We start from the raw sequence: 26,902 nt of genomic DNA on the forward strand, positions 1-26,902 counted from the left end.
CGTTCCGGGCGCGGCCCGGCGTTCCGGGCGCGGCCCGGCGTTCCGGGCGCGGCCCGGCGTTCCGGGCGCGGCCCCGCGTTCCGGACACCGAGAGCGACGCCCCGGGCAATGGCGGCGACGCTCCCGCCCGTGGTGCGGCTCAGGTCAGCGCGTGCCCCGTCGTCGCGTCCACGTGGCCCGGAACCTCCTCGTGGCGGTCTCCGACCGTCATCGTGCCGGTCGGCTCGAACACCAGGATCGACGCCCCGGCGGGGGCGGACGGCTTGTGCTCCGTGCCGCGCGGGACCGTGAAGACCGAGCCCCTGGGAAGCGTGACCGTGCGCTCACCGCCCGCCTCGCGCAGCGCGATGCGCAGTTCGCCGTCCAGGACGAGGAAGAACTCGTCGGTGTGGTCGTGCGTGTGCCAGAGGTGCTCGCCCTCGACCTTGGCGACCCGTACGTCGTAGTCGTTGACGGCCGTGACGATGCGCGGGCTCCACAGCTCGGAGAACGAGTCGAGGGCGGTGGCGAGGGAGATGGGTTCCTTGGGTTCCATGCGGCCATCGTGCGGGGTGCCCACCCGGTCGTACGAGTGCTAGAAATCGCATATGCCGCAAGGATCCTCTCAGGTGTCACCCCCTCACCGCGTCGTGCTCGTCGTCGATGAGAACTCCAACCCCTTCGAGATGAGCTGCGCCATCGAGGTGTTCGGCCTGCGACGACCCGAACTCGGCCGGGAGCTGTACGAGTTCCGGCTGTGCGCGGCCTCGTCCTCGACCCGGATGCGGGACGGCTTCTTCACGCTCACCGACGTCGCGGGGCTCGACGCGGCCGACGACGCGGACACCCTGATCGTGCCGAACCGGCCGGACACCGGCATGCCGCGCTCCCCGGAGGTCCTGGACGCAGTCCGCCGGGCGTACGCGCGGGGCGCACGGCTGATCGGCTTCTGCTCGGGCGCGTTCACCATCGCCGAGGCGGGACTGCTCGACGGGCGGCGGGCGGCCTGCCACTGGATGTGGGCAGAGTCGTTCCGGGCGCGGTTTCCACAGGTCAATCTGGACCCGGATGTGCTGTTCGTGGACGACGGCGACATCCTCACCGCCTCCGGCAGCGCCTCTGCGCTCGACCTCGGACTGCACGTCGTCCGCCGCGACCACGGCGCCGAGATCGCCAACGCCGTCTCCCGGCGGCTGGTCTTCGCGGCGCACCGCGACGGTGGGCAGCGGCAGTTCGTGGAGCGGCCCGTGCCCGACGTGCCGGACGAGTCGCTCGCCCCGCTGCTGGCCTGGGCCCAGGAGCGCCTGGGCGAGCCCCTCACGGTCGCCGGCCTCGCGGCGCGCGCCGCGGTGAGCCCCGCCACGCTGCACCGCCGCTTCCGCGCGCAGCTCGGCACCACCCCACTGGCCTGGCTGACCGGGGAGCGGGTCACCCTCGCCTGCCGGCTGATCGAGCGCGGGGAGGAGCGGCTGGACGTGGTCGCCGAACGCAGCGGACTCGGTACCGCCGCCAATCTGCGGGCGCGGCTGCGGCGCGAGACCGGACTCAGCCCGTCGGCCTACCGGCGGCGTTTCGGGCCGGCCACGGGGGAAGCTCTCATCGTATGAGATTCCTCGTACGCGACAGGCTCCTCGGCTTCGGTGACGACTACTGGATCGAGGACCAGCACGGCAACAAGGTGTTCCTGGTCGACGGCAAGGCGATGCGGCTGCGGGACACATTCGAGCTGAAGGACACGCAGGGGCGCGTCCTGATCGACATCCACCAGAAGATGTTCGCGCTGCGCGACACCATGATCATCCAGCGCGACGGTGACACGCTGGCCACGATCAAGCGCAAGCGCCTGTCCCTACTGCGCAACCACTACCGGGTCTCACTCGTGGACGGCACGGAACTCGACGTCAGCGGCAAGATCCTCGACCGCGAGTTCGCCATCGACTACGACGGGGAGCTGCTGGCGCAGATCTCCCGCCGCTGGCTGACCATCCGCGAGACCTACGGAGTCGACATCGTGCGCGACGACGCGGACGCGGCGTTGCTGATCGCGGTCGCGGTGTGCGTCATCCACCTGGCGGAGAAGGAACGGGGGGAGGACTGAGCGGCGACACGTCGGGGCGGCGCCGGGCCCGAGAGACCCGGCGTCCCCGGAGCCGGCCCGACGCCCTCTACAGCAAGCGCACGACACAAGCGCCTACGACGAGCCCGGTCCGCCGTGCCCGTGCCCACCGAGATCCCGCACACTCGACCGCGCGGAGAGCCGGTCGTGCGCGGCCATGACCGCGCCTGTCGTCCGCCACCGCCGTTGCCCCGGGGCCGCTCCGGTGGCATACCCGTGTGCCCCCTGCGGTCCGCCGTGTACCCCCGTACCCGCAAGGTCGCGTACCCCGCCTACCCGCGGGCCGTCAGGCTCCTTCGGCCCCGGACTCCGCTGCTCCGTCGCCTACTTCGTCACCGCGAACGCCAGCAGGATCGCTGCCGTCAGTTCCGGGTCGCCCTCCGCCTTGATGCGGTCCGCCACCATGTCCGCGGTGACCCGGCCGCAGGCGATACGCACATAGGTCTCCCAGTCCAGTGTGAGTGACACCGCCGGGCCCAGCGAAGGCGTGCCGTCGATCGAACCGCGCCCCTCCGCATCCACACGGACCGTGCGCAGGAACTCGACCGGGCCGTGGACGTCGAATACGACCGCCGAACCGGGGGGCGCCCCCGCGTCCTCGGCCACGACCTTCGGCAGCGCGGCCAGCAATTCGTCCCGTGTCACGTACGCGCCCGGCGAGTCCAGGTTCCCCGGACGTCCCAGTGTTGCGCGCAGGTCCTGCTCGTGCACCCACAGATCGAACGCGCGATAGCGCATGGCTTCTTCGAGGGTCTGCTCACTGCCGAGCGGGCCGCGCACCTTGGTGTCCGGATCGCGCGACTCGTTCCGCAGCTGGCGGTTGCGGCGGATGACGGTGTATTCCAGCTCGGACGTCATCTCCGGGGCCGTGTGGTGGCGGCGGACGTCGACCTGCATCTCCGTGTAGCGCTGGTGCTCGTTCGTCACGTGGAACAGGTCGCGCGGCAGCGTGTGGATCGGGCGCGGGTCGCCGAGCATCTCGCAGTCCATGCCGATGACATGGGAGACCACGTCGCGTACCGACCAGGCGGGGCAGGGCGTCCGCCGGTTCCACTCGCCCTCCACGAGCGGCTGCACCAACTCGGATATCGCTTCGATCGAATGAGTCCAGGCGTCGGCGTAGGGCTGAAGAGTGGGATGCAGACTCACGGAACGGGACCCCTCGGGCGATCGGTGCACGGGCTGTTGTGACGGCATTGTCGACGGGCGGCGGCTGTCGGCGGGTGTCTTGGAACGTTAAGTTACGCTGCTGTGAGGCACCCCGGCAGTGCTTTCGTGTGACGATCGTAGGCCTGAAGAGAATGCATCGAATGCCAGGACGGTGGTACTGTGCGCGCCTCCCTCATCCAGATCCGGGTGGACGAGGACGAATCGGTCGACTCGCGTAGGCAGCGAGCCGCCTCCCTCGTACGGGATCAAGCCGGAGTCGACCTGGTGGTACTGCCGGAACTCTGGACGACCGGCGCGTTCGCCTACGAGGAGTTCGGCACCGAGGCCGAGCCGCTCGAAGGGCCGACGTACGAGGCGATGTCCAAGGCGGCGAGCGACGCGGGCGTGTGGCTGCACGCCGGCTCGATCCCGGAACGCGACCCCGATGGCCCCCTCTACAACACGTCTCTCATCTTCTCCCCTTCCGGTGAGCTGGCCGCCGCCTACCGCAAGATCCATCGCTTCGGCTTCGACGAGGGCGAGGCCGTGCTGATGGGCGCGGGCACCGAGCTGGTGACGGTACGCCTGCCGGAGACGACCGTCGGCGTGGCCACCTGCTACGACCTCCGCTTCCCCGAGCTGTTCCGCTCACTCGTGGCCGCGGGGGCCGAGACGCTCGTGATCCCGGCGGGCTGGCCGGAGCGCCGCCGGTCCCACTGGACACTGCTGGCCCAGGCGCGGGCGGTCGAGAACCAGGCGTACGTCCTTGCCTGTGGAACGGCCGGCACGCACGCGGGAGTTCCGCAGGCGGGTCACTCGATCGTGGTGGATCCCTGGGGCGAGGTCCTCGCCGAGGCGGGCGCCGACGAGGAGGTCCTCACGGTGGATCTCGATCCGGCGAAGGTCGCGACGACGAGGGAGCAGTTCCCGGCGCTGAAGGACCGGGTGCTGGGTCTGGAGCCGCCGCGCCGTCGTCCGTAGGCTCCGAGGCTCGCCCACCGCCGCCCTGCGCCCGCGCCCGGCTCGGGCGCAGGGGAAGCGGACCACGCTCCTCCGTGAGCCTGGCGCCGGCCGCCTAAGCGGGGACGTGCACCGTCTCCACCCGGCTCGCCACCAGTCGCTCCCGCTCCCTCAGCGCCGCCTGCCTGCGCAGCCGCAGGATCTGGCTCAGGCCCAGCGCCTGGAGGACGAACACCGCGGAGAACGCCAGGGAGTAGTCGTCGCCGGTCGCATCCAGCAACACCCCGATCGCCAGCAGGGTCGTCATGGAGGCGATGAAACCGCCCATGTTGGTGATGCCGGAGGCCGTGCCCTGACGCTCCGGCGGGTTCGCCGGGCGGGCGAAGTCGAAGCCGAGCATCGAGGCGGGGCCGCAGGCACCGAGCACCGCGCACAGCACGATCAGCAGCCACATCGGCGCGTGCGCACCCGGGTAGGCGAGCGTGGCCGCCCACACCGACGCCGTCGCCCCGACCGTCCCCAGCGCGAGCGGCAGCCGCGCCGCGTGGTGCCGGGCGACGATCTGCCCGTACACCAGGCCGACCACCATGTTCGACAGCACAACCAGCGTGAGGAGTTCACCGGCGGTCGCCCGCGACAAGCCCTGCGCCTGTACCAGGAACGGAAGGCCCCACAGCAGCAGGAACACCATCGCCGGGAACTGCGTGGTGAAGTGCACCCACATACCGAGACGAGTTCCGGGCTCCTTCCACGACGCCACGATCTGCCGTCGGACATAGGCCGATCCGTGGTGCGGGAACGGCTCCGGCTCGTACCCCTCGGGATGGTCCTTCAGGAAGAGGACGAGCAGGACAAGGACGAGGACTCCCGCGAGGGCGCTGCCGGCGAAGGCCGCCGTCCAGCCCAGCCCGTGCAGCAGCCGCGCCAGCACGAGCGTCGAGACCAGGTTTCCGGCCATGCCCACCAGACCGGCGAGCTGCGCCACCAGCGGACCGCGGCGGGCCGGGAACCAGCGGGTGCCGAGCCGCAGCACGCTGATGAACGTCATCGCGTCGCCGCAGCCGAGCAGCGCGCGCGAGGCGAGCGCCATGGCGTACGAAGGGGAGAATGCGAACCCGAGCTGACCGGCCGTGAACAGGACGGCGCCGATGGCCAGCACCTTTTTGGTGCCGAGCCGGTCCACCAGCAGGCCGACGGGTATCTGCATGCCCGCGTACACGAGGAGCTGGAGGATGGAAAAGGTCGACAGGGCCGACGCGTTGACGTGGAAGCGGTCCGCGGCGTCCAGCCCGGCCACGCCCAGCGAAGTACGGAAGATGACGGCGACGAAGTAGACCGAGACACCTATGGCCCACACGGCCACGGCACGGCGGCCGCCCGGCGGATCACCGGGCAGCGACACGGAGCGGGAGCTCATGGACGGAGAGCTCATCGCACCTCGCCCCGCGCCAGGTGGGAGAACCAGCTGACGTGCCGGTGGACGAGGTCGACGGCCGCCTCCGCGTCGCCGGACCGCAGGGCCTGAAGGATCTCCTCGTGCTCGGTGAGTGTCTTGGCGATCCGGTCGGGGTGCGAGTGCATGACGGCGACCCCCATCCGCAGCTGGCGGTCGCGGAGTTGGTCGTACAGACGCGCGAGGATCTCGTTGCCGCCGCTGCGCACGATCTCGGCGTGGAAGGTGCGGTCGGTGACCGCCGCCGCGGCGAGGTCACCGGCGGCGGCCTGCTCCTTCTGCCGTGCGAGCAGGTCCTCGAGACGGGCGATCAGCCCCGCCGGGGCGGGGACGGCCTTGCGGGCCGCGTGTTCCTCGACGAGCTGACGCGTCTCGACCACGTCCGCGATCTCCTGGGCGGAGACGGGCAGGACGAGCGCCCCCTTCTTCGGGTAGAGCCTGATCAGCCCTTCGACCTCCAGCCGGAGCAGCGCCTCGCGAACCGGCGTCCGCGACACCCCGACCTCCTCGGCCAGCTCGCCCTCGGTGAGCAGCGTCCCGCCCTCGTAACGACGCTCCAGGACGCCCCGTTTGACATGTGTGTACACACGGTCGGCGGCGGGCGGCTGTTTGAGGGACGGCTTCTCGGGTGCGGGGACGGCGGAGGGCGCGGAAGGCATGGGCACATCATAGATACAACACGTACGCATGCCGATGGACGTCCACGATATGGACCGGTGAATCGGTCCCGGAATTCACACGGGCAACCGCGCATCTTTTTGTGCTACTTACGTGTCTCACGAGAAGGTGGCCTTTTCATCCGGCCGCTCTCCAGGGGCATTTGGATGCATACAGCTGCATCAGAGACGCAATCGGAGCGTTCAACTTGATTACCGGCATTAAGGGCGCGCGAGTTCGCAGGACAGTAGCGGCAGTGGTCACCACGGGAGCCGTGCTCACCACCGGAGCCCTCACCGCGGCGCCCGCGCAGGCCGTCACGGCACCCTCGATCACCGCCAAGGGCGGGTTCGTGATGAACAACGGCACCGGCCAGAGCCTCTACACCAAGGCCGCGGACGGCAGGCTGTCCACCGGCTCCACCACCAAGATCATGACGGCCAAGGTGGTGCTGGCACAGCCGAACCTGAATCTGGACGCCAAGGTCACCGTCGACAAGGCGTACAGCGACTACGTGGTCGCCAACAACGCCTCCCAGGCACACCTGATCGTCGGCGACAAGGTCACCGTCCGCCAGTTGCTGTACGGGCTGATGCTGCCGTCCGGCTGCGACGCGGCCTACGCACTCGCGGACAAGTTCGGCTCCGGCTCGACCCGCGCCACGCGCGTGAAGTCGTTCATCGGCAAGATGAACAGCGCCGCCACGAGCCTCGGCCTGAAGAACACGCACTTCGATTCCTTCGACGGCATCGGCAACGGCAACAACTACTCGACGCCGCGCGACCTGACGAAGATCGCCAGCAGCGCGATGAAGAACTCCACCTTCCGTACGGTCGTGAACACGAAGTCCACGCAGCAGAAGGTGACCACCAAGAGCGGCGGCTACCGCTACTACACCTGGACCAACACCAACCCGCTGCTCGGCACCTACAGCGGCGCCATCGGGGTGAAGACGGGCTCCGGCCCGGAGGCCAAGTACTGCCTGGTCTTCGCCGCGACCCGGAACGGCAAGACCCTCATCGGCACGATCCTGGCATCCACGACGATCGACAACCGTGCGGCGGACGCGAGGAAGCTGCTGAACTACGGCTTCGCCGTCTGAGCCCGATCGCATACGGCACGAAGGGGCCGGCCGCTCGTCCGCGGCCGGCCCCTTCGTCGATGTGCGATGTGCGCTGTCGGACGCTACGCCCAGGTGATCAGCCGCTTCGGCTGCTCCAGGATCGCCGCCACGTCCGCCAGGACCTTGGAGCCCAGTTCGCCGTCGACCAGGCGGTGGTCGAAGCTGAGCGCCAGGGTGGTGACCTGACGCGGCTTCACCTTGCCCTTGTGGACCCACGGCTGCAGCTTGATCGCACCGACTGCGAGGATCGCCGACTCGCCCGGGTTGAGGATCGGCGTTCCCGTGTCGACACCGAACACACCCACATTGGTGATCGTGACGGTGCCGCCCTGCATCGCAGCCGGAGACGTCTTGCCCTCACGGGCCGTGGCCACCAACTCGCCGAGCGCCTCGGCCAGCTGCGGAAGGGTCTTGTCGTGCGCGTCCTTGATGTTCGGCACGATCAGACCGCGCGGGGTGGCCGCCGCGATGCCCAGGTTCACATAGTGCTTGCGGACGATCTCCTGGTTCGCCTCGTCCCAGGACGCGTTGATGTCCGGGTTCCGCTTGATCGCCACCAGCAGCGCCTTGGCGATGAGAAGAAGCGGGTTGACGCGCAGGCCCTGCAGGTCCTTGTCCTGCTTGAGCTCCTCGATCAGCTTCATGGTGCGCGTCACGTCCACCGTCACGAACTCGGTGACGTGTGGCGCCGTGAACGCCGAGCCGACCATCGCCAGTGCGGTGGCCTTGCGGACGCCCTTGACCGGGATCCGGGTCTCGCGAACGCCGTCGTACGACACCACGGGCGCCGGTGCCTCGACGGCAGCGGGGACCGTCGGTGCCGCGGGGGCCGGCGCGGGGGCCACCGCCGCGTGCACGTCCTCGCGGGTGATGATCCCGTCCGGGCCGGACGGCGTCACCGTCGCCAGATCGACACCCAGGTCCTTGGCGAGCTTGCGCACCGGCGGCTTCGCCAGCGGACGGGTCCCCCCGCCGTGCCCGTTCAGCTCGCCCTGGAGTGCCGTGGCCGCCTGCGGAGTGCCCGCCGCGGCCGCCGGAGCCGTCTTGCGAGGGCGGCGCCGGGTGGAGGACTCGGCGACGCCGTAGCCGACGAGGACCGGCTTGCGACCCTCCTGCTTGGGCTCGTCGGACGCCGGCGTCGGGGCCGGAACCGTCTCGACGGGCGCGGAGGCCTCCGCGGCGGGGGCGCCCCCGGCCACGTCGACCGCGATGATCGAGGTGCCGACGTCCACCGTGGTGCCCTCGGGGAAGTGGAGCTCGCGGACCACTCCGTCGTACGGGATCGGCAGCTCCACGGCCGCCTTGGCCGTCTCGACCTCGCAGACGACCTGTCCGTCGGTGACGGTGTCACCCGGCTGCACATACCACTTGAGGATCTCGGCCTCGGTGAGTCCCTCGCCCACGTCGGGCATCTTGAACTCGCGCACGGACGCGTCAGTCATCGTCGTCACGACCCTCTCCTCAGTACGCCAGGGCGCGGTCGACTGCGTCGAGCACCCGGTCCAGGCCCGGCAGGTACTCCTCCTCCAGCCGCGCCGGCGGATACGGGGCGTGATAGCCGCCGACCCGCAGCACGGGGGCCTCCAGGTGGTAGAAGCACCGCTCCGTGATGCGGGCGGCGATCTCCGCACCCGAACCGAAGAACACCGGCGCCTCGTGCACCACGACCAGACGGCGGGTCTTCTCCACCGACGCCTGAACGGAGTCGAAGTCGAGCGGGGACACCGAGCGCAGGTCCAGCACCTCGAGGGACTTGCCCTCCTCCTGGGCGGCGGCCGCGGCCTCCTGGCACACCTTCACCATCGGGCCGTAGGCGGCGAGCGTCAAATCCGTGCCCTCGCGCACCACACGGGCCTTGTGCAGGGGCCCTGGGATCGCCTCGGGGTCGACCTCGGCCTTGTCCCAGTACCGCCGCTTGGGCTCGAAGAAGATCACCGGGTCGTCGCTCTGGATCGCCTGCTGCATCATCCAGTACGCGTCCGACGCGTTCGACGGAGACACGATCTTCAGACCCGCCACGTGCGCGAACAGCGCCTCGGGGGACTCGCTGTGGTGCTCGACCGCGCCGATGCCGCCGCCGTACGGAATGCGGACGACGACCGGGAGCTTGACCTTGCCCAGCGAGCGGGCGTGCATCTTCGCCAGCTGGGTGACGATCTGGTCGTACGCCGGGAAGACGAAGCCGTCGAACTGGATCTCCACCACCGGCCGGTACCCGCGCAGGGCGAGGCCGATCGCCGTGCCGACGATGCCCGACTCGGCGAGCGGCGTGTCGATGACCCGCTCCTCGCCGAAGTCCTTCTGCAGACCGTCGGTGACCCGGAAGACACCGCCCAGCTTGCCGACGTCCTCGCCCATCACCAGGACCTTGGGGTCCGACTCCAGGGCCTTGCGCAGCGACTCGTTGATCGCCTTGGCGAGCGCCATCTTCTCCGCCATGTCACCTGCCCCCTTCTGCGTCCGCGAACGACGCCTGGTAGGCGGCGAACTGGGCTCGCTCCTCGTCGACGAGCGCATGCCCGTCCGCGTACACGTTCTCGAAGATCGCGAAGTGGTCCGGGTCCGGCATGGCACGGACCGCTTCGCGCACTCGCCTTCCCAACGCTTCGCTCTCCGCCTCGAGTTCCGCGAAGAATCCCTCGTCCGCGTGGTTTGAGGCCTCGAGGTAGGCGCGCAGGCGGGCGATCGGGTCCTTCGCCTCCCAGGCGGCCCGCTCGTCGTCATGGCGGTAGCGGGTCGGGTCGTCGGAGGTCGTGTGCGCGCCCATGCGGTAGGTGAAGGCCTCGACCAGGGTCGGGCCCTCACCGTTGCGCGCCCGCTCCAGCGCCCACTTGGTCACGGCGAGGCACGCCAGGACGTCGTTGCCGTCGACGCGCACGCCCGGGAAGCCGAAGCCCTGTGCGCGCTGGTAGAGCGGCACGCGGGTCTGCTTCTCGGTGGGCTCGGAGATCGCCCATTGGTTGTTCTGGCAGAAGAACACGACCGGCGCGTTGTAGACCGCGGCGAAGGTGAACGACTCCGCGACGTCGCCCTGGCTGGAGGCACCGTCGCCGAAGTAGGCGATCACGGCCGAGTCGGCGCCGTCCTTGGCGACGCCCATGGCGTAGCCGGTGGCGTGCAGCGTCTGGGAGCCGATCACGATCGTGTAGAGGTGGAAGTTGTTGCCGTTCGGGTCCCAGCCGCCGTTGTTCACGCCGCGGAACATGCCGAGCAGATTGGTGGGGTCGACCCCACGGCACCAGGCGACGCCGTGCTCGCGGTAGGTCGGGAAGACGTAGTCCTCGTCGTCCAGCGCCCGGCCGGAGCCGATCTGGGCGGCCTCCTGGCCGAGCAGAGAGGCCCACAGGCCCAGCTCGCCCTGGCGCTGCAGGGAGGTGGCCTCGGCATCGAAGCGGCGGGTGAGCACCATGTCCCGGTACAGACCGCGCAGCTGTTCGGGCGTGATGTCCTCGACGTACGCGTCGTACTCGGCGTTCTTGACCCGCTTGCCCTCGGGCGTCAGCAGCTGAACGAGGTCGGGGTCGCCGCCCTTCCCGGGCGTGGTGCTGGTGGTGCGCTTGGTGCCGGTGGTGCCGGCCTTGCTCCCGGCGCTGCGTCGCGGCTTACGCGCGGCAGTGCTCTCCACGGTCACGTGTGCTCCTCCGTCGGTCCGGCCCCCGGGTTCGCCGGGTGCCTGGGGGTCCCCTCGGCCCGCTTGAGGCTGGGGGGAGCGGCTCGCCTGCAGCTCACGGACGCACAGGGTGGGTGCGGCTCGTTCGAAGCAGACGTGACAGGTGCCCCGGCGAGCGCCCTGCAATAGGCACGTTACCCAGTGCTCCACAATTCTGTGAAACCCCTCCTGACCTGGGATTTTGCTTGGATTTCCAAGTAAATCGTGAAAGTCGGGAACAGGTGCTGGTCAGGGCCTTGCAGGGGGCCGGAACAACGGCACGTTATCCCGCTCACCTGGAGCACGGGAAGACATCATTTGGGGTGGCGGCGTCGGCACAATCCGTCACGAGGCCGTGATCGGCACGCATACCTAGATCACCTTTGCGGACTCGATGCGACCGATTGCGACTGTCTGTGACGAACCCCAGCTCACGGCCCTGGTTCGTGCCCTAACATCTGGCGCGTGCCGCGCTCATCTGCACCACACCCTGAGTTATCCGCGCCCCCTCTGGGCGTCCTCCTGCGCCAGTACGCCGCCGGTTCCGCGCTGGCCTGCGACCCCGTCGAGCAAGGGCTGCTCAACCGCGGCTACCGGCTGTGCACGACACGGGGCCGGTATTTCCTCAAGCACCACTTCGACCCCGAGACCGCCGATCTGACGGCGATCGCCCGCCAGCACCGCGCCACCCAGCGCCTGGCGGACCTCGGGGTCCCGGTGGCACCGCCGCTGGCCGGTCACGACGGACGTACCTTCGCGGTCATCGGCGGCCACGCCTACGCCCTGCACCCGTGGATCGACGGACGGCATCGGCACGGCAGCCAGCTGACGGCGGAGCAGTGCGGACGGCTGGGGGCGCTCCTCGGGGTGGTGCACGCCAGCCTGGAGCGGGTGATGCCCACCGAGGGGCACACGGGCGGGGCCGCGGCGCAGGGGCACGCGGCAGACAGCACCGCACCCCGGACCGGGGCCCGCGCGCGGCGGGGGCTCCCCCGCGCGGCCCATGGCCCCGAAGCGCCCTCCCGGGCAGCCTCTGCGCCCGGTCCGCGCCCCGAGAGCGCCAACCCCGCCGACACCTTCGCGCTCATCGACGACCTGCTGCGCCGGGTGCGCAGGCACCGGCCCCGGGACGCCTTCGACGAGCTCGCCCGGCACCGCCTGCTGGAGCGGCGGACGCTGTTGGAGCAGCACGCGGACCGGCGGCCGCCGTGTGCCGGCTCGGTGGGCTGGGTGCACGGCGACTTCCACCCGTTCAACCTGCTCTACCAGGGGGACACCCCCGCCGCGATCGTCGACTGGGACCGGCTCGGCGTGCAGCCGCGTGCGGAGGAGGCGGTACGGGCCGCGGCGATCTTCTTCGTACACCCCGTGGGCGCGCTCGACCTTCCGAAGGTACGGGCCTACGCGCGCGCGTACCGCCGCGCCGCCGGCGCGCCGCCCTCGGAGCTCGCCTCCGCCGTGCACCGCGTGTGGTGGGAGCGGCTCAACGACTTCTGGATGCTGCGCTGGCACTACGAGCGGGGCGACACCCGCGCGGACGCGCAGTTCCCGGCGGCCTCGGCCCTCGCGGTGTGGTGGACGCGCGCGTACGACACCGTGTGCGAGGCGTTCACCGGCTGAAGGGCACCCGCCTGGCCGCCCGCGCGCCCGGCCGGGTACGGCCGTATGGGTGCCGCCCGCGCACGAGAGGGCACCGAAAGGCCCCTCGCGCGCCGGAAGCCGCCGCGGGCCGGAGCGGGCCGGGATAACGCCACGCGCGCGTGGAGCCCGTTTCCGGGCCGCACGCGCGCGTGGAGGCCGTCTTTCCCCGCGGAGCGCCCGCCCCGCCGTCATCCTGCGGGGCCCGCCCCGCCGTCGTACTGCGGACCGGTCGCCCGTCAGGGTCCCTCAGAGCCCTGAGGGAGTGATGTCACCGCCCCCGCCCGGCGCCTGCGAAGGAGAGGCGTCACTGCCGCCCGAGGGCGTGTTCGACGGCTGGCTCGAAGGCGCCGACTGCGAGGGGTGCTCGCTCGGCTGGTCCGGCGTGGTCGACGGCTCGTTCGGCGGCGACTGGTCGTAGCTGTGCGACGGCGAGTACGAAGGCGTGTAGTCCGAGCCGTTTCCCGTGTCCGAGCCTGTGCCCGTGGACGTGTTGTCCGTCGCGGAGTCCGACGGCGTCGAGCTGGACTGCTTGTCCTCCTGCGAGTGCGTGACGGCCGGCGACTGCGGGCTGTCGTTCCCGCCGCCGGTGTTCGTGTGGTTCATCGCCAGCGCCACGCCCGCGGCGATGGCGATGACCGCGAGAACCGCGAGGATCCACAGCTTGCCTCGGCCGCTGCCCCTGGTGCTGTTCCCCTCGAAGCCGCCGTCGTCCCCACCGCCGTAGCCCGAAGGCAGGATCGGCTGCGGGATCTGCGTGGTGCCCGGCTCGCCGGGGTGGGGCAGCACTGCCGTGCCGGCGAAGCCCGCAGCCGGGGTGTGCCGGCCGTCGTGCACCTCCACCGGGCCGGTGTTCCAGGTGCCGGTGTGTCCGCCCTGGTCGTACAGCATCTGCAGCCCGTACTGGACCAGCCCGCGCATCTCCTCGGCGGTCTGGAACCGGTCGTCCGGGTCCTTCGCGAGCGAGCGCATGACGAGCCCGTCCAGCTCCGGCGGCGACGCCCCCTCGGAGACCTGGGACGGCGGCACGGGGATGTCCTGGACGTGCTGGTAGACCACGGACAGCGGCGTCTCGCCCACGAACGGGGGCCGCAGCGCCAGCAGTTCGTACAGCAGGCAGCCCGTCGCGTACAGGTCGGAGCGGTGGTCGACGGCCTTGCCGAGCGCCTGCTCCGGGGAGAGGTACTGCGGCGTGCCCATGACCATGCCGGTCTGCGTCATCGTCGTGGACGCCCCGTGCAGGGCGCGCGCGATGCCGAAGTCCATCACCTTCACGGCGCCGTTGTGGGTGATGATGACGTTGGCCGGCTTGATGTCGCGGTGCACGATGCCGTGCTGGTGCGAGTACGCCAGCGCCTCCAGGACGCCCGAGACGATGATCAGAGCCTGCTCGGGGCCGGGTGCCTCGGCGTTCAACAGCAGGTCGCGGATCGTGCGGCCCTCGACCAGTTCCATCACGATGTACGGCACCGACTGGCCACCCACGTGGTCCTCGCCCGAGTCGTACACGGCGACGATCGCATGGTGGTTGAGCCCGGCCACCGACTGGGCCTCACGCGTGAAGCGCGCCTTGGACACCGGGTCCTCGGCGAGGTCCGAGCGAAGCAGCTTGACCGCGACCGTCCGGCCGAGGCGCACGTCCTCGGCCGCGAACACCTCGGCCATGCCGCCCCGGCCGAGTCTGCGGGTCAGCCGGTACCGGCCGTCGCCGACAAGTCCGCCGTTGCCCCACATCTCCGGCGCGTCTGACATCCCGCCGCCAGTCGCCTCGGGGTCGGACGGGCCCTGGGCGCGCTGCGTCTGTGCCATCAGTCCTCGCCGTCGTTTCTGCCCGCGGTCTGCGCGGTGGTTGTTACGGGTCTCCGTCGGGCCACGCTACAGGCTCCGCGCAAGACGCCGGTCCGAGATGGATTCGAGATGGACCGACCATCAAACCCTGCACGGGGTTCCACATGCAAATCCCGTGTACTGCCCGTACGGCACCTGTAACGCTTCCGCGACGCTTCTTTCGCGTACGGTCACGGAACGGGCACCGAGCTTGACGTGTCACTGCCCTGGGGCAGACTTGGCCGGGAATAGGCCAGTCGATCACGGAACAATCGCTGTCGATCGTCACCGACAGGGACTTCGATCACGGACCGCGGGAGCACGAACCAGCCGCTGCCGCCGCGCCGATGGGGGACGCAGAACATGAGCCAGGACGGCGCACAGGGCCGGTATGCGGGGCGATCGGTCGCCGGCGGCCGTTACCAGCTGCGCGACTTGCTCGGCGAGGGTGGCATGGCCTCGGTTCATCTCGCCTACGACACGGTGCTGGACCGCCAGGTCGCGATCAAGACACTTCACACCGAGCTCGGTCGCGAACAGGCCTTCCGTGAGCGGTTCCGCCGCGAGGCCCAGTCCGTGGCGAAACTCACGCACACGAACATCGTCTCGGTGTTCGACACCGGCGAGGACACTCTCTTCGACGGCGGCTCCGACGCGAGCTCCGGGACGCCGACCCCGTACATCGTCATGGAGTACATCGAGGGACAGCCGCTCGGTTCGGTCCTCGACGCGGACATCCAGCAGTACGGTGCCATGCCGGCCGACAAGGCGCTGAAGGTCACCGCGGACGTACTGGCGGCCCTGGAGATCAGCCACGAAATGGGCCTGGTCCACCGGGACATCAAGCCGGGCAACGTGATGATGACGAAGCGGAACGTCGTCAAGGTGATGGACTTCGGCATCGCCCGCGCCATGCAGTCCGGCGTCACGTCGATGACGCAGACGGGGATGGTGGTGGGCACACCGCAGTACCTGTCGCCGGAGCAGGCCCTCGGCAGAGGCGTGGACGCGCGCTCAGACCTGTACTCGGTCGGCATCATGCTGTTCCAACTGGTCACCGGACGGCTGCCGTTCGAGGCCGACTCCCCACTGGCGATCGCGTACGCACACGTGCAGGAGGAGCCCGTGGCTCCTTCGTCGATCAACCGCTCGCTGCCTCCCGCGGTGGACGCGCTGATCACCCGCGCGCTGAAGAAGAATCCCAACGAACGCTTCCCGAACGCCGAGGCGATGCGCGGCGAGTGCCTGCGTGTGGCCGCGTCGCTCACGGCCGCCGCGCCGAGCATCGTGCCCGGCGCGCAGACGTCGAACGGCGCCGGCGTGAGCTCCGCAGTCTTCCCGCCGGTCGACCAGTCGGCCCCGGCGCCGACGGGCCCCGTGCAGACGCCGTACCAGCCCGGCCCGTACGGGACCCCGGCCCCCGCGTACGGCTACCCACAGCAGGGCGGCTACCAGGCGCCGCCGCAGGCGGCCGCGTACGCCCCCCAGCAGTCCCCGGCGACCCCTCCGCCGTACAACATCACCCCGGGGCCCTCGACGCCCGCCGCGGGCGGCTCGCGCGGGCAGAAGGGCAACCGGGCCGTGGTCATCGGCTCGATCGTGGTCGCCCTGGTAGCGATCGGCGGCCTGATCACAGCGCTGACCCTGAGCAACGGCGGCGGCAACAACGCCAACGGCGGGGGCGGCAGCAACAGCCCGAGCGCGTCCTCGTCGGCGGTCGCGGGTCACAAGGGCCCGGACACGACCAAGACGATCGAGACGACGAAGTGCACGGAGCCCGAGGAGTCGTACAACGACCCGAAGAAGATCCGGGTGCCGGACTTCTCCTTCAAGTACATCCAGTCCGTCAAGTCCTGTTTCCAGGCCGCGGGTTGGCAGATGAAGATCAAGAACGTCGACGAGAACACCTACGGCGAGGGCACGGTCATGGACCAGTTCCCCTCCGCCGGTACGGACGTCGACCCGAAGAACGTGCCGGAGATCGAGCTCAGCGTGTCCACGGGCAATCCGTCGTGACTCGCCGCTGACGCTGTGCGTTGCGCCCGGCACCGTGCAGGTGCCGGGCGCAACGCAGTGCGAGGGGCCCGGCACCTGCATGGTGCCGGTCCCCTCGCATGACCTGGGGTTTACAGGTAAGGGCCGCCCGCGCGGCCGCCCGTGTGGCGGTCCTCCTCGCCGTCGGCGGAGCCGACGCCCGGCGGGAGGGCTCGGCGCATCTGCTCCAACTGGGCCCGCGCCGCCATCTGCTGGGCGAACAGCGTCGTCTGGATCCCGTGGAAGAGGCCCTCCAGCCAGCCCACCAACTGGGCCTGCGCGATGCGCAGTTCCGCATCGCTCGGGATCGCCTCGTCCGTGAAGGGCAGGGAGAGCCGCTCGAGTTCCTCGACGAGTTCGGGGGCGAGACCGTCCTCCAGTTCCTTCACCGAGCTGGCATGGATCTCCTTCAGGCGCTGTCGACTCGCCTCGTCAAGAGGAGCGGCACGCACCTCCTCCAGCAACTGCTTGATCATGCTGCCAATGCGCATGACCTTCGCCGGCTGCTCCACCTGTTCCGTCACCGGGACCTCGCGGAAGTCGTCGTCTCCGGTGCCGCCGAGAGCCATTCCGTCCTGGCCCACGACCAGGATCTTCTGGGCGTTCTCCGACGACCTGTCGTTCCTCGGCATCTCCATGCCGCCATTCTCTCGCACCTGTACTCCTCATCACCCACGTGCCCTCGACGGGGAGTGATCCACCCTGTCGCATCCCGCCCGTCAGAGCGGAGCATCGGGGGATTCCGTGGCCGCCGGGGGCTCCGTGGCCGCCGCCGAGGCAAGGCGCTGCAGTCTGATTTCACAGTGGTCGAGCCAGAGGAGTTCGGCCTCGGTGTGCAGCACCCGCTGTTCCAGCCCGAGCAGACGGGTGACCTCGTCCCGGTGGACGGGCGGCTCGGCGAGGATCTCGCAACGCTGCCGGGTGTACTCCCGCAGTGCCTCCCTCAGATGCCGGCGCTGCACCTCGAGGACGGTCCGTACGTCGACGCCGGGCGCGCCCACGGCCATGGTCAGCTTGATCGCCAGCTCGTCGTGCGGCGGACTCGTCCACTCCACCGGGCGGGTGTACCAGTCGTGCAGTTCGGTGCGGCCCGCCGCGGTGAGCGCGTACAACGGGCGCCCCCGCGCGTCCCGGCCCTGCTGCATGATCAGCCCGTCCCGCTCCAGGCGCGCCAGTGTCGTGTGCACCTGCTCGACGTTCAGCCCCCATACGGCCCCGGTCCCCGCCGTCGGCTCCGCGCGCAGCCAGGCACCGTACCCGGGTCCGCGCTCCAGCAGCGCCAGCAGGCCGTGCCATATCGACATGGCCGTATCTGTAGTCCCTGGTGTGGGGGAGTGCCACCCGGCGAGGGCTCCTCCACTTGGCCGCACGACCCCCGCAGTCGAGATGCCGCGCGCCGGGGTCCGTGTGACGCTGAGGCTGTTGATCTTGCCGCCCGCACCCGGGAGGGGGTCACTCACGTGACTCCATGTCTGCGTAGGCCGTCCGGATTCCGCATGCTCCGCGCGGCCGTCCTGCCGCCGGTCCTCACGACGACGGCCGTCCTCGGATACGGCATATCGCCCGCGTACGGCATCCCGCCCGGGCAGAGCAACAGGCCCGTCTTGGGCAGCCGGTCCGCCTCGTACGCCGCTCAGCCCATAGCCGACACACGGCCCGCGCCGCTCGCGTCGCGCCCGGCCGTCCAGCAGAGGCACGTCACCCGACTCGTCCACCCCGCCGATCTCTCCATGGCGTCGCCCACGGCCCCCACGCACGCCTCCGGGCCCAAGGCGTCCAGCGCACCGGCCCGCACGTCCGCTCCCGGGCCCGGCTCTGCCGCCCGGTCCACGCACCCACCAGCAGCCGGGCACACGGCGTCCCTCATACCGAGGGACCCACCCGCCAGGCCCGCGGCTTCCAGCACATCGACGCACACACCCGCCAGGCCCGCGGCTTCCCGCATACCCACGCACCCACCCGCCGAGCACACGGCTTCGGCCCCGCCCGCCCCCGCGCCCTCCGCCGCCGGGCACTCGACGCCCTCCATGGCCACGCAGGCACCCGGTCCCGGCCCGGCAGCCCCCTCCCGCCACGCGTCCGCCCGCGGGCACTCGGCGTCCCGCGGCCCCACGCGTCCAACCTCCCCCGGGCACTCCACCGCTCGACCCTCGCCCGACTCCTCCCTGGCCGGCAGTTTTCCCGGCGAGGGCCGGATACGGCCAGGACGGCCGGACCCCGAGGACGAGGACGAGTCGAACGAACCGGGCTACACGGCCCACGACCCGGCCTCACCGGCGGACCGGACGCCGACACCGTCGGACGATGACACCGAGGACGCAGGCTCGGGCATCGAGCCCTCGGCCGACGCCACCGACCTCGCGGCAGCCTCCCCCACGCCCTCTCGGAGCACCGCCTCGGCCACCCCGTCGCAGGACTCCGCCCTCTCGGCCCGGCAGGCCGCCGCCTCGGAACCGGTGGCGGAGATCCTGCCCCTCGGCAGCGGCCTGGTCCTCGTCGGTCTCGGACTGGCGCTCGCGCTGCTCGCCCTGCGCCTGCGGCGGGAATGACCGACGCGCCTGCTCACTCCACGACCAGCAGCACCTTCCCGATGTGCCCGCTCTCTTCCACCACCCGGTGGGCCGTGGCCGCCTCGCGCATCGGGATCTCCCGGTCGACGATCGGGCGGACATGACCGGAGGCGATCAGCGGCCAGACGTGCTCGCGCACCGCCGCCACGATCGCCGCCTTCTCACTCAGCGGCCGTGCCCGCAGCGAGGTCGTGGTGATCGCCGCCTGCTTCCGCATCAGGGCATTGAGGTCCAGCTCGCCCTTCGTTCCGCCCTGCATACCGATGATCGCCAGGCGGCCGCTCACCGCGAGCGCCTGGACGTTTCGGCCCAGGTACTTTGCGCCCATGTTGTCGAGGATGACGTCGGCGCCCGCCCCGGCCGTGGTCTCCCGGAGCTCCTCCACGAAGTCCTGCTCACGGTAGTTGATCAGCACGTCCGCACCCAGTTCGGCGCAGCGTTCCAGCTTCTCCTTGGTGCCCGCCGTGACCGCGACCTTCGCGCCCACCGCCTTGGCGAGCTGGATCGCCATCGTGCCGATGCCGCTGGAGCCGCCGTGCACGAGCAGCGTCTCACCCGGACGGAGATGGGCGATCATGAACACGTTCGACCAGACCGTGCAGGCCACCTCGGGCAGCGCGGCGGCGTGGCGCACGTCGAGCCCCTCGGGCACGGGCAGCAGCTGCCCGGCCGGGACGGCAACCTTCTCGGCATATCCCCCGCCCGCGAGCAGCGCGCACACCTCGTCGCCCACGGCCCAGCCCGAGACACCGGGTCCGAGCGCGGAGATCCGTCCCGAGCACTCGAGCCCGGGGTACGGAGGCGCGCCCGGCGGCGGATTGTAGAAGCCCTGCCGCTGGAGGATGTCGGCGCGGTTGACGGCGCCGGCCGCCACATCGACCAGCACTTCGCCCTCGGCGGGTACGGGATCGGGGACCTCGGTCCACACCAGCGCCTCGGGCCCACCGGGTTCGGGAATCGTGATCGCGTACATGAAGGGGACGCTACTCCCCCGGGTGACCCTGTCGGCACGGGTACCGCGGAGACGGCGACACGTACCCGACGAGACGGCGACGCGTACCGGAGAAGACCGTGAGGCGTACCAGAGGACGGCGAATGGAGACCCGGGGGCAAAGCCTCCTCGGACACCGGGCAGCGGACGGACACCGGGCAGCGGACGGAATTTTCACCCCATGGGTGACGAGATGTTCGTCAGGCCGACGCGCCATCGCGTCCCGTAGCGGACGTTTCACGTGAAACACTCCGCGATCTGACCGACCCCGCCGAGCTCACCCCGCCAACGGCCAGGGCAGGTGGAGGAGTTCCAATTCCTCGCCGGGGTGGGAACCACCGGGCGGTACGACCGCGAGGGCGTCCGCGGCGGCGATACCGCGCAGCATGGCCGGGCCGTTGTAGTGCAGCGGAACTGCACGGCCGCCGCGTACTACGACGGGGATGAGCCGGGTGTCATGCGGGTGGCCGTGGACGGGATCCCTCAGCGGCAGCGTGTACGGCTCCCGAGTCACGCGGCCCGCCAGGGTGCGCAGCAGCGGCTCGGCGAGCGTGAGCAGGCCGGAGACGGCGGCGAGGGGGTTGCCGGGCAGACCGACGAGATGCCGGCCCTCACGGACGCGGGCCAGGAGCATGGGATGGCCCGGACGCACCTTCACCCCGTCGACGAGGAGTTCGGCGCCGACCCTACGCAGGACGGGGTGCACATGATCGACGGGGCCCGCGGCCGTGCCGCCGGTGGTGACAATCAGGTCGGCCGTCGAGGACATGACCGCCCGGTGCAGGGCCTCGGGGTCGTCCCCGATCCTGCGCACGGCCACCACGTCCGCTCCGAGCGCGCGCAGCCAGGGCGGCAGCATCGGGCCGAGCGCGTCCCGGATCAACCCGTCCCGGGGCAGGCCCTCGGTGAGCAGCTCGTCGCCCAGGACCAGGATGTCGGCGCGCGGCTGCGGCACTGCGGCGAGGGTGTCGTACCCGGCGGCCGCGGCGAGCCCGAGCACGGCCGCGGTGATCACGGTGCCCGGCGGAAGCAGTTGGTCGCCACTGCGGCACTCCTGGCCGCGCGGCCGGATGTCCTGCCCGTGCGCGAGCATGGGGGTCCCTACTGCTCTAGCGGAACCGACAGCCTGGGGGAGAGTCGTATGCAGCCGCCCCCTTGCGTCGATACGTCCGTGTTCACTGCGCAGTACCGCGGTGGTGTCGGGCGGGATGCGCGCGCCGGTGGCGATCCGCGTGGCCTCGCCGTCCTGGAGCGGCTCCGGCTTCGCGTGCCCGGCGAGCACCCCTTCCTCCCGTACGTCCCAGGGACCGGGGCCCGCGACCGCCCAGCCGTCCATGGCCGAGGTGTCGAAGGAGGGCAGGTCGGTGAGGGCGGTGAGGGGCTCGGCGAGCACCAGGCCGAGCGCCGCGTCGAGGGGGACGTCGACGACGTCCTGACACGGCACCGAACGGGCGGCGCGCTCGGCGACGGCACGGGCTTCGGGCCAGGACGTGGCCCGGTGGTGTGGGTGGCGCCTGGACAGGGGCGTGGAGGGCTCGGCGCTCGCCGGGCCGTCCTGGTCCTCGTCCCCGCTGCCGGGGTGACGCGGGGCGCGGAGCTCGGTCCCGGACGTACGAGTGCCAGACCGGGCGGCGCCCGGCCCCGGCTCCCGCACGAGGGCGAGGGCCTCTTCCAAGTCCAGGTCGTGCTGCTCCGGCCCGTGGCGCTCGTCCGAGCTGGAGGCGGCACTGGTCTCCCCGTGACGGCAGCTCCCGCGGCTGTCGTCGACCACGGCCAGGGCCTCCTCCTCGAAGCGTTCCTCGCCGTCCGGGCGTCCCTGGTTGCCCCGCGCGGTCATCCGGCGTCCGGCTTGGCCTGGGCTGCGTCCTCGTCCGACCAGCGCAGTGCCAGCGCGGCGGCCTTGCGGGCGGCCTCGGCAACCGCCTCGGGGCCGCCCTTCGCCTGCGCGGCCGCATATCCGACGAGGAACGTCGTCAGCGGGGCCGCGGGGCGGGCGACGCCGTGCGCGGCGTCCCGGGCAAGATCGAGCAGAACGCCGGTGTCGACATCCAGATCGATGCCCAGTTCGTCCTTGACTGCGGAAATCCATTCATCCAACACGTGCCCATGCTCCCTGATGCGTGAACGGGCGGCGGCGATGTCGTCCCAGGTGTCGCAGTCGAAGGACGCGACGGGGTCGGAGATACGGGTGATGCCGAGCCGCGCGACCAGCCGCCGCAGCGGGAGGCCGGTGAGACCCCGGCCAGGAGGACGCCGGGCGCCTCCCGCGAACTCGGGCTCGGGCCGGCTGAGTTCAGCCTGATGAGAGGTATGAGAGGTAGCGGTGTGCTCGGGCTGACCGAAGGCAATGGTGTGCTCGCCCCGGCCGGAGGAACCGGCAGGCCCGGCGGCCAGGCCCTCGAGCCCACGGCGCAGGGCCTCGCTGCGATACGCGGCGACCAGGGGCTGGTCGCGGCCCTCGGGGTCGGTGAGCACGGCCCCTTCGGCGCCGCTCTGCCGCAGAGCGTCCAGCAGCCGTCGTACCGTCCCTTCTTCCAGGAACGGCAGATCGGCGGAGAGCACGACGACGTACGCGGCCGACGTCTGCCGCAGGCCCGCGTCGAGCGCGGCGACAGGTCCGGCGCCGCGCGGCTCCTCGCGAGCCCAGACCACGGGGCGCGCGGTGGGCCTGGGGTCGGCGACGACCACCGTGGTGGCCGCACCGGAGCAGGCCGCCAGTACACGGTCGAGCAGCGCCCGCCCGCCGACCCGCACGCCGGGTTTGTCGATCCCTCCGAGCCGTCGCGCCGCACCTCCGGCGAGCACGACGGCGTCGTACACATCGGCGCCGGTGACGCCCGGGGACTGGTACGCGGTCATGCCCCCGAGTATGGGCACAGCGTCGATCATTGCCACCCCGCGCACGTCAGCCGGGCACGTGGGCCTTCTCACCCTGGTGCCGGGCTCCGGTCGCGCCCCCGGCTCAGAGGGTGCGCAGCAGCACCGCCGGCTGTTCCACGCAGTCCGCCACGTACCTCAGGAAGCCGCCCGCCGTGCCTCCGTCGCACACCCGGTGGTCGAAGGTGAGCGAGAGCTGCACGACCTGCCGCACCGACAGCTCACCCTCGTGCACCCAGGGTTTGGGGACGATGCGGCCGACGCCGAGCATGGCCGCCTCGGGGTGGTTGATGATCGGCGTGGAGCCGTCGACGCCGAACACCCCGTAGTTGTTCAGCGTGAAGGTCCCGCCGGTGAGCTCCCCGGGCGTGAGGGTGCCGGCGCGGGCGGCCTCGGTCAGCCGCGCGAACTCGGCGGTCAGCGACTCGGCGTCCCGTGTGTGCGCGTCCCGTACGACGGGGACGACGAGCCCCCGCTCGGTCTGCGCGGCGAACCCGAGGTGCACCTGGTCGAGCCGGACGACCTCCCGGGCCTCCGTGTCGACGGTGGAGTTGAGCTCCGGGTGACGGGCGAGCGCGGCGGTGCAGATACGGGCCAGCAGGGCCAGGAGAGAGACCTTGGTGCCTCCGGCCGCGTTCATGGCGGCCCGCGCGCGCATGAGCTCGGTGGCGTCGGCATCAACCCAGCAGGTGGCGTCGGGGATCTCGCGCCGGCTCCGGGACAGCTTGTCGGCGACGGCGCCACGGACGCCCTTGAGCGGGATGCGGGTGCCGGTGGTCCCTGCGCGCGCGGAGGTCACGGAGGAGGCGGCATCGAACCTGGCGGCGCCCGCTCCTCCCGGTGCCGCGGCTGTCGCGGCAGCGGCCGGAGCCGCCACGCCCGCCGCGGTGCCCGCCGACCCTCCATGGGCCGACGCGACCCTCAGGGCCCCCTCCACATCCGCTCGCAGGATCAGCCCGTCGGGACCTGAGCCCGCCAGCTGCCGCAGATCCACGCCGTTCTCGCGGGCAAGCCTGCGCACGAGCGGGGAGATCACGGGGATGGGGCCGTCGGGGCGCTCCGTGGCGCCGGGGCGGTGCGACCGGTCCAGGGCCACGGCTGCCGGGACTTCGGCGGCGGACCGCGGTGTCTCGCGGGCGGGCGCGGGGTCCGGGGCGGCCGATGCCTCCGCGCCGACGGGTTCGGCCGCCCGGGAGACTCCGGCCGTGGGCCGTGCGCCGGGCTGGGGCGGTCGTACCCTGCGGCGGCGGGCGGGAGCCGCCGACGTGCCGTACCCGACCAGCACGTTCCCGGACGACTCCTCGGCGGACTCCGCGGGAGTGCCGACGGCGACCGTCAACAGGGGTGCGCCGACGGGCAGTTCCGTGCCCTCATCGCCGAAGCGGGCCGTGACCACACCCCCGTAGGGGCACGGCACCTCCACCATCGCCTTCGCCGTCTCGACCTCGACGACCGGCTGGTCGACCGCGACGACGTCCCCGACCTGTACCAGCCAGCGGACGATCTCCGCCTCGGTCAGCCCCTCCCCGAGGTCCGGCAGCCTGAACTCCAGCACCTGGGCCATCAGCTCTCCGCCTCCCACTGCAGGCGCCCCACGGCGTCCAGGATCCGGTCGACACCCGGCAAATGGTGCCGCTCCAGCATCGGCGGCGGATACGGGATGTCGAACCCGGCCACCCGCAGCACCGGTGCCTCCAGGTAGTGGAAGCAGCGCTCGGTCACGCGCGCTGCGATCTCGCCACCCGGGCCGCCGAAGCCGTTCGACTCGTGCACCACCACCGCCCGGCCCGTGCGGCGCACGGACGCGGTCACCGTCTCGTCGTCGAACGGCACCAGGGAGCGCAGGTCGACGACTTCCAGGTCCCAGCCCTCGGCACGCGCCGCCTCGGCCGCCTCCAGGCAGACGGGCACCGACGGGCCGTAGGTGATGAGCGTGGCACTTCGGCCAGGGCGCCGCACCACCGCACGGCCTATCGGTTCAACCGTCTCGGGCTCATCGGGGTTCCAGGAGTCCTTCGACCAGTACAGCCGCTTGGGCTCGAGGAAGACGACCGGGTCGTCGGACGCGATGGCGGCGCGCAGCAGTCCGTACGCGTCGGCGACCGTCGCGGGCATGACGACGTGCAGGCCCGGGGTTGCCATGTAGTACGCCTCGGAGGAGTCGCTGTGGTGCTCGACACCGCCGATGCCTCCCCCGTAGGGGACGCGGATCGTGAGCGGCAGCGGCATGGCGCCACGCGTGCGGTTGCGCATCCGCGCGACATGGCTCACCAACTGCTCGAACGCGGGGTAGGCGAACGCGTCGAACTGCATCTCCACGACCGGCCTCAGGCCGTACATCGCCATGCCGACGGCCGTGCCGAGAATGCCCGCCTCGGCGAGCGGCGTGTCCGTGCAGCGGTCGTCGCCGAACTCCTTGGCGAGCCCGTCCGTGACCCGGAAGACACCGCCGAGCGTGCCGACGTCCTCGCCCATGACGTGCACGGACGGGTCGGCAGCCATGGCGTCGCGCAACGCGCGCGTGAGAGCCTGCGCCATGGTGGCCGGCTTGAGGGCAACGGTCGTCATCGCCCGGCTCCTTCCGGTCCGTCGGCCTCCGCGTCCAGCTCGGCCCGCAACTGGTTCTCCTGCTCGAGGAGTTGGGTGGTGGGCCGGTCGTACACGTGGGCGAAGAGGTCCATCGGGTCGAGCACGGGGTCCTGGTTCATGCGCGCCCGCAGGTCCCCCGCCAGCGTCTCGGCGTCCTCGCGCGCGGCTCGTATCCCGTCCTCGTCGAGCAGCCCGCGCTCGGTCAGCTCCCGCTCCAGCAGCAGGATCGGGTCGTGGTCGCGCCAGGCCTCCACCTCGGCGTCGCCGCGGTAGCGGGTCGCGTCGTCGGCGTTCGTGTGGGCCTCGATCCGGTACGTCACTGCCTCGACGAGTGTGGGACCGCCACCCGCGCGCGCGTGCCGGACGGCTTCGGCGAGGACCTCGTGCACGGCCGCCGCGTCATTGCCGTCGACCAGGCGGCCCGGCATGCCGTAGCCGACGGCCTTGTGGGCCAGTGAGGGCGCGGCGGTCTGCTTGGCCAGCGGGACGGAGATCGCGAAGCCGTTGTTCTGGACGAAGAAGACGACGGGTGCCTGCCAGACCGCGGCGAAGTTCATGGCCTCGTGGAAGTCACCCTCGCTGGTGCCGCCGTCGCCGACCATCGCGAGCGCGACCACGTCGTCGCCCCTCAGGCGTGCGGCGTGAGCGAGGCCCACGGCATGCGGCAACTGGGTGGCGAGCGGGGTGCACAGGGGGGCCACCCGGTGCGTGTACGGGTCGTAACCGGTGTGCCAGTCGCCGCGCAGCAGGGTCAGGGCCTCGACCGGGTCGACGCCGCGGGCGACGGCGGCGAGCGTGTCGCGGTAGCTGGGGAAGAGCCAGTCGCGCTCCTGAAGGACGAGCGCGGCGGCGACCTGGCAGGCCTCCTGCCCGGTGCTGGAGGGGTAGACAGCCAGACGGCCCTGCTTGGTGAGCGTCGTCGCCTGCGCGTTGTACCGGCGGCCGCGCACCAGCTGGGCGTACAGCCGGCGCAGCAGCTCGGGATCGGCCTTGGCGGCCGCCTCGGTGCCGAGAACGCGGTACGGACGCTCGTCGGGCAGCAGCGGAGCGGGGTCGGTGCGGGGCTGCCAGGCGGGCGGCGGCGTAGGCCGGTAGGCACCTCGCTGCTCCATGACCGTCATGACGGCACCTCCTCGTGGGAGCGGCTTCAGGCGCGCCACGGGAGTGATGCGCCTCACCTACCGATTGTTCGGTCGACGGCACATTTTGGCTACAGGCGCCTCAAGGCTGTGGACAAACGGTTCTCCACAACCTGAGATGGACGCAGTACGTCCATGGTAGAGAGGCGGG

At 71.3% G+C, this 26,902-nt stretch carries 24 protein-coding genes; 7 read left to right on the forward strand and 17 right to left on the reverse strand.

The annotated features are described in order from the left end of the window. Window positions 1-139 precede the first annotated feature (139 nt). A complete protein-coding gene (locus tag AAW14_RS07140; RefSeq protein ID WP_265561074.1) occupies window positions 140-535 on the reverse strand; it encodes a cupin domain-containing protein in 396 nt (131 codons plus the stop codon). A 52-nt stretch (window positions 536-587) separates the two neighbouring features. On the opposite strand from AAW14_RS07140, the gene AAW14_RS07145 reads away from it, so the two are divergent. Then, a complete protein-coding gene (locus AAW14_RS07145) occupies window positions 588-1,586 on the forward strand; it encodes a GlxA family transcriptional regulator (protein ID WP_265561076.1) in 999 nt (332 codons plus the stop codon). Continuing rightward, window positions 1,583-2,077, forward strand: a complete 495-nt coding sequence (locus AAW14_RS07150) for an LURP-one-related/scramblase family protein (protein ID WP_265561078.1) — start codon at window positions 1,583-1,585, stop codon at window positions 2,075-2,077. The genes AAW14_RS07145 and AAW14_RS07150 overlap by 4 nt, the downstream gene beginning before the upstream one ends. 342 nt (window positions 2,078-2,419) lie before the next feature. Here AAW14_RS07150 and AAW14_RS07155 read toward each other — a convergent pair whose 3' ends face one another. Next, entirely contained in the window at window positions 2,420-3,244 is an 825-nt protein-coding gene (locus AAW14_RS07155) for a maleylpyruvate isomerase family mycothiol-dependent enzyme (RefSeq protein WP_265561081.1), read from the reverse strand. A gap of 180 nt (window positions 3,245-3,424) precedes the next feature. Here AAW14_RS07155 and AAW14_RS07160 point away from each other — a divergent pair, with 180 nt between their 5' ends. Further along, window positions 3,425-4,225 carry a carbon-nitrogen family hydrolase gene (locus tag AAW14_RS07160; RefSeq protein WP_265561083.1) on the forward strand — a complete coding sequence of 267 codons (801 nt, stop codon included), beginning with the start codon at window positions 3,425-3,427 and terminating at the stop codon, window positions 4,223-4,225. Window positions 4,226-4,319: 94 nt separating this feature from the next. Here AAW14_RS07160 and AAW14_RS07165 read toward each other — a convergent pair whose 3' ends face one another. After that, window positions 4,320-5,636, reverse strand: a complete 1,317-nt coding sequence (locus tag AAW14_RS07165; protein WP_265561085.1) for an MFS transporter — start codon at window positions 5,634-5,636, stop codon at window positions 4,320-4,322. Then, window positions 5,633-6,316, reverse strand: coding sequence for a GntR family transcriptional regulator (locus AAW14_RS07170; RefSeq protein WP_265561087.1), 684 nt, complete (start codon window positions 6,314-6,316; stop codon window positions 5,633-5,635). The genes AAW14_RS07165 and AAW14_RS07170 overlap by 4 nt, the downstream gene beginning before the upstream one ends. A 206-nt stretch (window positions 6,317-6,522) precedes the next feature. Here AAW14_RS07170 and AAW14_RS07175 point away from each other — a divergent pair, with 206 nt between their 5' ends. Beyond that, entirely contained in the window at window positions 6,523-7,416 is an 894-nt protein-coding gene (locus AAW14_RS07175; RefSeq protein WP_265561090.1) for a D-alanyl-D-alanine carboxypeptidase family protein, read from the forward strand. A gap of 83 nt (window positions 7,417-7,499) precedes the next feature. Here AAW14_RS07175 and AAW14_RS07180 read toward each other — a convergent pair whose 3' ends face one another. The 3 genes from AAW14_RS07180 to pdhA (AAW14_RS07190) are packed head-to-tail and all read right to left on the reverse strand — an operon-like array spanning window position 7,500 to window position 11,068. Continuing rightward, the gene (locus AAW14_RS07180) at window positions 7,500-8,888 is read right to left on the reverse strand and encodes a dihydrolipoamide acetyltransferase family protein (protein ID WP_265561092.1); all 1,389 of its coding nucleotides are present in this window, start codon (window positions 8,886-8,888) and stop codon (window positions 7,500-7,502) included. 10 nt (window positions 8,889-8,898) lie between these two features. Next, window positions 8,899-9,876, reverse strand: coding sequence for an alpha-ketoacid dehydrogenase subunit beta (locus AAW14_RS07185; protein WP_265561094.1), 978 nt, complete (start codon window positions 9,874-9,876; stop codon window positions 8,899-8,901). Window position 9,877: 1 nt separating this feature from the next. Then, a complete protein-coding gene (gene pdhA / locus AAW14_RS07190; protein WP_265561095.1) occupies window positions 9,878-11,068 on the reverse strand; it encodes a pyruvate dehydrogenase (acetyl-transferring) E1 component subunit alpha in 1,191 nt (396 codons plus the stop codon). Window positions 11,069-11,551: 483 nt separating this feature from the next. Here pdhA (AAW14_RS07190) and AAW14_RS07195 point away from each other — a divergent pair, with 483 nt between their 5' ends. Beyond that, the gene (locus AAW14_RS07195; protein WP_265561097.1) at window positions 11,552-12,706 is read left to right on the forward strand and encodes a phosphotransferase; all 1,155 of its coding nucleotides are present in this window, start codon (window positions 11,552-11,554) and stop codon (window positions 12,704-12,706) included. Between the two features lie 267 nt (window positions 12,707-12,973). On the opposite strand, the gene AAW14_RS07200 is transcribed toward AAW14_RS07195, so the two are convergent. Continuing rightward, complete coding sequence (locus AAW14_RS07200) at window positions 12,974-14,533, reverse strand: protein kinase domain-containing protein (protein WP_265561099.1); 1,560 nt, start codon at window positions 14,531-14,533, stop codon at window positions 12,974-12,976. A gap of 381 nt (window positions 14,534-14,914) precedes the next feature. Between AAW14_RS07200 and AAW14_RS07205 the strand changes: the two genes are divergently transcribed. Beyond that, complete coding sequence (locus AAW14_RS07205; RefSeq protein WP_265561102.1) at window positions 14,915-16,567, forward strand: protein kinase domain-containing protein; 1,653 nt, start codon at window positions 14,915-14,917, stop codon at window positions 16,565-16,567. 110 nt (window positions 16,568-16,677) lie between these two features. Here the strand turns inward: AAW14_RS07205 and AAW14_RS07210 are convergent, their stop codons facing one another. The 3 genes from AAW14_RS07210 to AAW14_RS07220 form a co-directional block, all read right to left on the reverse strand. Continuing rightward, window positions 16,678-17,223: a bacterial proteasome activator family protein gene (locus AAW14_RS07210; protein ID WP_265561104.1), complete on the reverse strand. Its 546-nt coding sequence runs from the start codon at window positions 17,221-17,223 to the stop codon at window positions 16,678-16,680. 81 nt (window positions 17,224-17,304) lie between these two features. Further along, window positions 17,305-17,889 carry a PadR family transcriptional regulator gene (locus AAW14_RS07215; RefSeq protein WP_265561105.1) on the reverse strand — a complete coding sequence of 195 codons (585 nt, stop codon included), beginning with the start codon at window positions 17,887-17,889 and terminating at the stop codon, window positions 17,305-17,307. 329 nt (window positions 17,890-18,218) lie between these two features. Beyond that, a complete protein-coding gene (locus AAW14_RS07220) occupies window positions 18,219-18,620 on the reverse strand; it encodes a hypothetical protein (RefSeq protein ID WP_265561107.1) in 402 nt (133 codons plus the stop codon). Between AAW14_RS07220 and AAW14_RS07225 the strand changes: the two genes are divergently transcribed. Beyond that, window positions 18,613-19,134, forward strand: a complete 522-nt coding sequence (locus AAW14_RS07225; protein ID WP_265561109.1) for a hypothetical protein — start codon at window positions 18,613-18,615, stop codon at window positions 19,132-19,134. The two genes, AAW14_RS07220 and AAW14_RS07225, sit on opposite strands and share 8 nt — an antisense overlap. 13 nt (window positions 19,135-19,147) lie before the next feature. Here AAW14_RS07225 and AAW14_RS07230 read toward each other — a convergent pair whose 3' ends face one another. The 6 genes from AAW14_RS07230 to pdhA (AAW14_RS07255) all read right to left on the reverse strand — a co-directional run bounded on the left by AAW14_RS07230 (window position 19,148) and on the right by pdhA (AAW14_RS07255) (window position 26,733). Continuing rightward, window positions 19,148-20,128 (reverse strand): NAD(P)H-quinone oxidoreductase, encoded by a 981-nt coding sequence (locus AAW14_RS07230; protein WP_265561110.1) that lies wholly within the window; start codon window positions 20,126-20,128, stop codon window positions 19,148-19,150. A 295-nt stretch (window positions 20,129-20,423) separates the two neighbouring features. Then, window positions 20,424-21,983 carry a molybdopterin molybdotransferase MoeA gene (locus AAW14_RS07235; protein ID WP_265561112.1) on the reverse strand — a complete coding sequence of 520 codons (1,560 nt, stop codon included), beginning with the start codon at window positions 21,981-21,983 and terminating at the stop codon, window positions 20,424-20,426. After that, a complete protein-coding gene (locus AAW14_RS07240) occupies window positions 21,980-23,005 on the reverse strand; it encodes an NTP transferase domain-containing protein (protein ID WP_265561113.1) in 1,026 nt (341 codons plus the stop codon). The genes AAW14_RS07235 and AAW14_RS07240 overlap by 4 nt, the downstream gene beginning before the upstream one ends. Window positions 23,006-23,108: 103 nt before the next feature. After that, entirely contained in the window at window positions 23,109-24,587 is a 1,479-nt protein-coding gene (locus AAW14_RS07245; RefSeq protein WP_265561115.1) for a dihydrolipoamide acetyltransferase family protein, read from the reverse strand. Then, entirely contained in the window at window positions 24,587-25,591 is a 1,005-nt protein-coding gene (locus tag AAW14_RS07250; RefSeq protein ID WP_265561117.1) for an alpha-ketoacid dehydrogenase subunit beta, read from the reverse strand. The genes AAW14_RS07245 and AAW14_RS07250 overlap by 1 nt, the downstream gene beginning before the upstream one ends. Further along, window positions 25,588-26,733, reverse strand: a complete 1,146-nt coding sequence (gene pdhA / locus AAW14_RS07255; protein ID WP_265561120.1) for a pyruvate dehydrogenase (acetyl-transferring) E1 component subunit alpha — start codon at window positions 26,731-26,733, stop codon at window positions 25,588-25,590. Before pdhA (AAW14_RS07255) ends, AAW14_RS07250 begins: the two co-directional genes overlap by 4 nt. Window positions 26,734-26,902: the final 169 nt, after the last annotated feature.

Origin of the sequence: Streptomyces hygroscopicus (genome assembly GCF_026168105.1) — a bacterium.
GTDB lineage: Bacteria > Actinomycetota > Actinomycetes > Streptomycetales > Streptomycetaceae > Streptomyces > Streptomyces hygroscopicus_D.